This is a genomic window from Pseudomonas sp. NPDC008258, from assembly GCF_042956345.1.
GTDB lineage: Bacteria > Pseudomonadota > Gammaproteobacteria > Pseudomonadales > Pseudomonadaceae > Aquipseudomonas.
This window is the reverse complement of sequence record NZ_JBIBGE010000019.1, coordinates 62,676-70,145: the sequence shown is the minus strand read 5'-3', so window position 1 is coordinate 70,145 and position 7,470 is coordinate 62,676. Positions and strand designations below refer to the sequence as shown.

General features: G+C 62.2%; 6 protein-coding genes. 1 reads left to right on the top strand and 5 read right to left on the bottom strand.

Translation table 11 applies throughout. The annotated features are described in order from the left end of the window. Positions 1–333: heme utilization protein (locus ACFY9W_RS16745; RefSeq protein WP_391132147.1), on the bottom strand; the 333-nt coding region annotated here is incomplete at its 3' end. Positions 334–674: 341 nt separating this feature from the next. Here ACFY9W_RS16745 and ACFY9W_RS16740 point away from each other — a divergent pair. Further along, positions 675–1,427, top strand: a complete 753-nt coding sequence (locus ACFY9W_RS16740) for a hypothetical protein (protein WP_391132145.1) — start codon at positions 675–677, stop codon at positions 1,425–1,427. Here the strand turns inward: ACFY9W_RS16740 and ACFY9W_RS16735 are convergent. The 4 genes from ACFY9W_RS16735 to ACFY9W_RS16720 form a co-directional block, all read right to left on the bottom strand. Then, the gene (locus ACFY9W_RS16735; RefSeq protein ID WP_391132143.1) at positions 1,406–2,545 is read right to left on the bottom strand and encodes a DUF4172 domain-containing protein; all 1,140 of its coding nucleotides are present in this window, start codon (positions 2,543–2,545) and stop codon (positions 1,406–1,408) included. The genes ACFY9W_RS16740 and ACFY9W_RS16735 overlap by 22 nt on opposite strands. 191 nt (positions 2,546–2,736) lie before the next feature. After that, the gene (locus tag ACFY9W_RS16730; protein WP_391132142.1) at positions 2,737–4,056 is read right to left on the bottom strand and encodes an MFS family transporter; all 1,320 of its coding nucleotides are present in this window, start codon (positions 4,054–4,056) and stop codon (positions 2,737–2,739) included. A 278-nt stretch (positions 4,057–4,334) separates the two neighbouring features. Beyond that, positions 4,335–5,669, bottom strand: a complete 1,335-nt coding sequence (locus ACFY9W_RS16725) for a sigma 54-interacting transcriptional regulator (RefSeq protein WP_391132140.1) — start codon at positions 5,667–5,669, stop codon at positions 4,335–4,337. Next, entirely contained in the window at positions 5,663–7,420 is a 1,758-nt protein-coding gene (locus tag ACFY9W_RS16720) for an ATP-binding protein (RefSeq protein WP_391132138.1), read from the bottom strand. The genes ACFY9W_RS16725 and ACFY9W_RS16720 overlap by 7 nt, the downstream gene beginning before the upstream one ends. Positions 7,421–7,470: the final 50 nt, after the last annotated feature.

Genomic DNA, 7,470 nt, shown 5'->3' with positions numbered 1-7,470 from the left:
GCCGTCTTCGGCGAAACGCTGGCCGCCAGTGCGGTCGAAGCCGTCTTCGGCGAAACGCTGGCCGCCAGTGCGGTCGAAGCCGTCTTCGGCGAAACGCTGGCCGCCAGTGCGGTCGAAGCCGTCTTCGGCGAAACGTTGGCCACCGGTGCGGTCGAAACCGTCTTCAGCGAAACGTTGTCCACCGGTGCGGTCAAAACCGTCTTCAGCGTAGCTGGCGGACTGGCTTTGCACCGCGGCAAAACTGTGAGCGTTGGTGCGGTCGAAGCCATCTTCGGCGAAGGCGCCAACTGCGAAAACCGAGAGGGCCAAGGTGAGGATCAGTTTGTTTTTCATGGTCGTTGCTCCAAGGGGTCGTGAGTTGTTTGTTTCTATGGGGTTAATGCTACGCCGATTAATTTGATTAAAAAGCGCAAAAAGTAGCGTTAAGAAATCGAATTTATCGATGTATGTGGGTGCTTATACCGTGAATCAGGCTGTTGCCTGGCTCAGGGGGCGTCGACGCATGCGCCAACGTTCTGCCAGCCATTGCAGCTTGATAGGGGTGAATTAATGGGGCGTTAAGAAGGAAAAATCTTACGGAGATGGCTGGTGAACGTATTTTTCATCTATCACCAACCGATTTTTCAGACGTCGCTCAGCACCATCGCCGCACCTCAAACTGGAGCGGCACAACAATGAACAAACTTCCGCAAATCACCTTGGCCTTCTGGGTCATGAAGATCTGCGCTACTACCCTTGGCGAGACGGCAGGCGACTTGTTGTCGATGACGTTGAATGTGGGCTATGCCGTCAGCTCGCTGATGCTGATCAGCGTGTTCCTGCTGACGTTGCTCGGCCAGCTCTACTCGCGCCGCTACCACCCGATGCTGTATTGGCTGGTGATCCTCTCCACCAGCACTGCTGGCACCACCATGTCCGACTTCATGGACCGCACGCTCGGCCTGGGTTATGCCACGGGGTCGGCCGTGCTCATCGGTATCCTGCTGCTGACCTTCCTGGTCTGGCGCCTGAGCGGCAACCCGCTGGATGTAACCCGTATCAAGAATCGCTCGGGCGAGTTGTTCTACTGGGTGGCGATCCTGTTTTCCAACACGCTTGGCACCGCCCTGGGCGACTACCTGGCCGATGATTCGGGGCTTGGTTTTGCTGGCGGCGCATTGCTGATCGGCAGCGCCATCGCATTGGTGGTAGTGGCCCGCTACTGGACGCGCATCCCGGGTGTGGTGCTGTTCTGGGTAGCGTTCGTGCTAACCCGCCCGTTTGGCGCCACCTTGGGCGACTTCCTTACCAAACCTCACGAAAAGGGCGGCCTGGACTTCGGCACGATCGGTTCGTCGGCAGTGCTGGGCGGGGTATTGCTGGTACTGGTGCTGATGGCCAGCTGGTACCAGCGCCGTGAGCCACGTCAGGCGTTGGAGATGTCCTGAGTGTTGATGCGGTAACGGGTACTGCGGCCCCCGCCTGGCAACCGGACCAGGCAAGCCTTGTCGAGCAGATCGGTAAGGTGGCGGGTCGCAGTGGCCTTGGATACCTTCGCCACTGCCTGGTATTGCGTCGCGTTGATGCCGTCTTCGAAGCCGCGCGGCCCACCATCGAGTAACCGGTTGAGCACCTTGACCTGTTCGGGCAGCAAGCCATCTGCCCGATGCGCCTGCCAGAACCTGGCCTTTGCCAGTATGCGGTCGATGTTTACCAGTGCCTGTTCAAGGCTGCGTAGCAGGGTGGCGAGAAACCAGTTCAGCCACCGGGTGATATCCAGGCCGCCTTTCTGGCTGCTTTCCAATACCTGGTAATAGCCGGTCCTGTCGTCAAGGATGCTGGCGGACATGGCATAGAAGCGAATGGCCTGGCGCTCGCCTTGGGCCAGGGCCAGGTCGGTGATCGCTCGGGTCAGCCGACCATTTCCATCGTCAAATGGATGCAGCGTGACAAACCAGAAGTGGGCAATGCCGGCACGCAGCAGCGGGTCCAGGTTGGTGGTATCGCGGCTCTCGGCAAACCAGGCGAGAAATTCGGCTAGCTGGGTTTCGAGGCCGTCACGCGGTGGCGCCTGAAAGTGCACGGTGGGCTTGTCGAGGCGGCCGGAAATTACCTGCATGGGCACTTCATCACGCAACTGCCCGACCAGAACCGCTTTGCTCAAGGTGGCTTGTTCACGCGGGAACAACCACTGGTGCCAGTTGAACAGCCGTTGCAGGCTTAGCGGTTGGTCATACCCTTGCGTTGCATCCAGCATCAGTTCGGCCAGCCCCTCGCTGCGGGCATTGGTTGCCCCCTGTTCCTCGATGCCCAGCCTGCGAGCGAGGGAAGAGCGCACCGAGCCCACATTCAACTGTTCTCCTTCGATTGCCGAGGAGGTGACAATGTTCTGCAGCAATGTGTCGAGGATGTTCTGGCACTCGCTCAACTCATCGACGCTGCCAATCTTGCCCAGCAAGCGGCCTTGCATATCTATGCAGTTACGCAGCAGCGGGGTAAGGGCTTCGTTTTGCCAGGTGAAGTTTGGCCAGTCAGGCTGCTGCCAGATCCACAAGGGGCTGTTCATGATAGTTGCCAATCCATCCAGTGAGCCGAATAAGCCGACTATTCGGCTCATCCAGTGAGCCGAATAATAGCGCTATTCGGCTCATCTTGTGAGCCGAATAAGGCTGTCAATCGGCTCACAAGTTACTGGTTGTCATGAAAAAGGGGCGCCCGATGCAACGGAGCGCCCCTTTCGGTACTACCGACCCAGCGTCAGTCAGTAGTAATCCGCGAGTGCTGCTTGGTGTCCTTCATGGTCGCGTAAACCAGCAGCGAACAGGCGATACAAGCGGTGACGTACCAGTAGAAGCCGCTCTCCATACCAGCGCTTTTGAACCACAGAGCCACGTACTCGGCGGTGCCGCCAAAGATCGACACGGTCAGGGCGTACGGCAGGCCCACGCCCAGGGCGCGGATTTCCGTCGGGAACAGCTCGGCCTTGACCACAGCGTTGATCGAGGTGTAACCGCTGACGATGATCAGCGCCGCCATGATCAGGAAGAACGCGCCCCACCAGGTCTGGATGGTGTGCAAGGTGCTGAGGATCGGCACGGTGAACAGGGTGCCGAGCACACCAAAGGCGATCAGGATCGGGCGACGGCCGATCTTGTCGGACAGGCCACCGATCACCGGTTGCAGGCACATGAACAGGAACAGTGTGGCGGCCGAGATGGTGGTCGAGTCGCTGATGCTCATACCCACGGTGTTGACCAGGTACTTTTGCATGTAGGTGGTGTAGGTGTAGAAGGCCAGGGTGCCGCCCATGGTCAGGCCGACCACGGTCATCAGCTCCTTGGGGTGGCGCAGCAGGGTGCGCATCAGGCTTCCCTTGGCCTTTTCCTTCTTGGTGAACGAGGCGGTTTCTTCCATGCCACGGCGCAGGTAAAGGGCAACCACTGCGCACAGCGCACCGATCACGAATGGCACGCGCCAGCCCCAGGCATACAGCTGCTCGGTGGTCAGGGTCTGTTGCAGGATAATCAGTACCGCCAGGGCAATAAGCTGGCCAGAGATCAGGGTCACGTACTGGAAGCTTGAGAAGAAGCCACGGCGGTCCTTGCTGGCCATCTCGCTGAGATAAGTGGCCGAGGTGCCGTACTCGCCACCCACCGACAGGCCTTGAAGCAGGCGTGCGATCACCAGCAGGACAGGTGCGGCGACACCGATGGTTTCGTAGCCCGGGGTCAGGGCAATGACCAGCGAGCCTGCGCACATCAGCAGCACCGAGGCCATCAGCGCAGCCTTGCGGCCTTTGCGGTCGGCGTAAAGGCCCATCAGCCAGCCACCGATCGGGCGCATGAGGAAGCCCACGGCGAAGATCGCAGCGGTATTGAGCAATTGTGCGGTGGAGTCACCGGCCGGGAAGAAGGCCTTGGCGAAGTACAGCGAGAATGCGGCGTAGACGTACCAGTCGTACCATTCGACCATGTTGCCGATGGACCCGCTGAAGATCGACTTCAGGCGGCTGGCGGTGGTTTTTTCTGCGGCAGGCGCGGTGGCCGCCCCAGCGGGCAGGGAGGTGGCGTTATCCATCAGGGATACCTTCTCGTTGTTTTTGTGGAGCGCGCCGTGGCGCAGCTTGCACAGGTGATTGCAGAAGGTGTGCCAAATGGGTGCGTGATGATCCATATGGGGGCGCGTTGCACCCCTTCGCGGGCATGCCCGCTCCCACAGGGACCGCGCAATCCCTGTTGTTCAACATTTCGGTGTGGGAGCGGGCGTGCCCGCGAAAGGCTGCAACGCAGCCCCAAAAAAACCTGGCTATGAGCGGTTTTTTGCTCGTCGGCTTGGGGTGGTAGGCGGATTTCCGCTCATTCGCGCCCGACAAAATCCTCCCGCACCAATCCGTGCCGCTGCATCTTTTCGTTCAGCGTCCGCCGCGGTAGCTGCAATGCCTCCATCACCGCACTGATCGCTCCCCCATGCTGACGCAGCGCCGCGCGCAAGCACTGCGCCTCGAATGCTTCCATCTGCTCACTCAGCGACTGCCCGGCAGGTGCCACCTCGATGTTCGGCGAACCCAGCCCCAGTGCATGCCGCTCTGCCGCGTTAGCCAGCTCACGCACATTGCCTGGCCAGTCATGCGACAGCAGCTGCGCCAGTTGTGCCCCCGAAAGCGGCGGTGCGGCACGCCCAAGCTTGTCGCCAGCGGCACGGGCAAAGTGCTCGAACAGCAGTGGAATGTCCTCACGCCGCTCGCGCAGTGGCGCCAGGCGCAACTCGGCCACATTCAGGCGGTAGGCAAGGTCTTCACGGAAGCGCCCTGCACGAGCCTCTTCGAGCAGGTCCGGCTTGGTCGCGGCAATGATCCGCAGATCGATGCTGATGCTCTGGTTGGCCCCCAGTCGTTCCAGTTTCTGTTCCTGGATTACCCGCAACAGTTTGGCCTGCTGGGCCAGCGGCATGCTCTCGATTTCGTCGAGGAACACCGTGCCACCATTAGCGTACTCCAGCTTGCCGATGCGCTTGCCCTGGGCGCCGGTAAACGCGCCGCTCTCATGGCCAAACAGTTCCGCCTCGAACAGCGATTCGGGGATGGCTGCGCAGTTGAGGGCAACGAAAGGCTTGTCGGCGCGAGGGCCGAAATCGTGCAGGCAACGGGCCACGCGTTCCTTGCCACTGCCAGTTTCGCCACGGATCAGCACGTTGACCGGCAGGCTGGCCAGATCCAGTACCTGCCGGCGCAGCTGTTGCAGGCCTTGAGACATGCCCAGCAGGGTGTTTTCCAGGCGTGACTTGAGGTCGGCCTGTTCATGCAGGCGGCGGTTTTCCAGTACCAGTTGACGCTTTTCCAGCGCCCGGCGCAGGCTGCCCAGCAGGTGCTGTGGGGTAAACGGCTTTTCCAGAAAGTCATAGGCCCCGCCACGCATGGCGTCCACCGCCATCGGCACATCGCCGTGGCCGGTCAGCAGAATCACCGGCAGGTCGGGGTCGTCTGCCTGCAGGCGTTCGAGCAGTTGCAGGCCGCCCATGCCTGGCATGCGCACATCGCTGATGATCACCCCGGGGAAGTGCTGCGGCAGCTGTGCCAGGCACGCTTCGGCGCGGTCGAACAGCTGCACGCTGAAGCCCGACAGGCTCAGCCACTGCTCAACCGCAGTGCGGATACTGGCTTCATCATCGACGACGATTACTGAATTCAACATACAGGCTCCAGATCGCGGGGCAGGGTAAGGCTCAGGCGCGCGCCGCCAGGCAGGTTTTCGGCCTGCAACTGGCCGCCGGCCTCGTGGACGATGCCGTAGGAAATGGCCAGCCCCAGCCCCAGCCCTTCACCCACCGGTTTGGTGGTAAAGAACGGGTCGAAGACCTTGGCCAGATCAGCCTCGGCGATACCCCCGCCCGAGTCCAGTACGCTCAGGCGCCACAGCTCGCCATCAGGTTCGATGCGGACCTCCAGGCGTTTGTAGCGCTTGTCGGCCATGGCGTCGAGGGCATTGCGCAGCAGGTTGATGAGTACCTGCTCCAGGCGAATGGCGTCGCCGCGCACCCAGGCCGGGCGTGCCAGGTACAGGGCCACCTCCACTTCTTCGCTGCGGATGCGGGTTTCCAGCAGGTGCAAGGCCTGGTCGACCACGGTGGCCAGGTCAAGGCGCTCGCGCAGGCCCACCGGGCTGTTGCGGGCAAAGGTTTTCAGGTGGCTGGTGAGTGCGGCCATGCGCGTGAGCATTTGCTCAAGCGGTTCCAGGGCCTGCCGCGCTTCGTCATGCCGGCCGTGGTCGAGCAGCAGGCGCAAGGTTTCCAGTTGCATGCGTTGGGTGGTCAGCGGCTGGTTGATTTCGTGGGCCATGGCTGCCGACATCTGGCCGAGGGCGGCCAGTTTGGCCGATTGCACCAGGCCCTCCTGCGCGGTACGCAGCTCGCGGGTGCGCTCTTCGACCTGGCGCTTGAGCTCTTGCCGGCTGCGCTGGCGCAGCCGGGCCAGGCGCAGGCGCTGGCTGACGAACAGGGCGGCGAACACCAGGCTCAGCCACACGGCCGCGGCGCCCAAGGCAGCATTGCGGCCATCGGCGGCCACCTGCGGCTTGCGCAGCAGGTGCAAGGTCCAGCTTTCACCTTCCAGTGGCAGGCTCTCCCACAGGTATTGAGCACTACCCTCCGGGCCTTGCACGCGGCTAAGGGTGCTGTACTCGGCAAAACGGGTAAGCACCTGATGCTGCAAGGGCACCAATGGCTGCTTGTCGTATTGGCGGGTCTCGGCCAGCTCGGCACGGTCAGCGCCACTGAGTGGCTGCAGCTCGCGATAGCGCCAGCCGTCCTGGTTGGCGATGAAGGTGATGCCGCGGGCGTCGCTGACCAGCAGGATGTCGCTGCCCTGGCGCCATTCGCGCTCCAGCTCGGGGAACTCCAGCTTGACCACCATGGCGCCGAGGAAGCGGCCATGCTCGTCATTTACCGCGCTGGCAAGGAAGTAGCCCGGCACGCCACTGGTTACGCCCACGGCGTAGAAGCGGCCACTGCCCTGGCTGCGGGTTTGCTTGAAGTAGGGGCGGAAACCGTAGTTGGAGCCGACGTAGCTGCTGGGCAGCCGCCAGTTGCTGGCGGCGATGGCCAGGCCGGTGCGGTCGAGCAACTCCAGGGTGGAAGAATTGGCGGCGCCGTTGATGCGCTCAAGCTTGCGGTTCAGGGCGTCCTGTACCTGTTCGGTAACCGGGCCGCGCAGGGCGGCGATCAGCTCCGGGTCCAGTGCCAGCACAGCGGGCAGGGCGCGGTAGCGGTCGATCAGGGTGTGCAGGGCATTGGCGTACAGGCCCAGTTGTTGGCTGGCACGCTGGGCGTCATCTTCCATGGCCTGGCGCTTGGCCTGGTGCATGGCCCAACCGGCACTGAGCGCGGTGCCCAGCAGGATGAGCAGGGTGATCAGCCCCAGACGCAGGGCGCGAAAGGAAAAGGGCATCGGGGCGGATCCGGAAGATTGGGATATCAGGGCCGGCCTCTTCGCGGGCT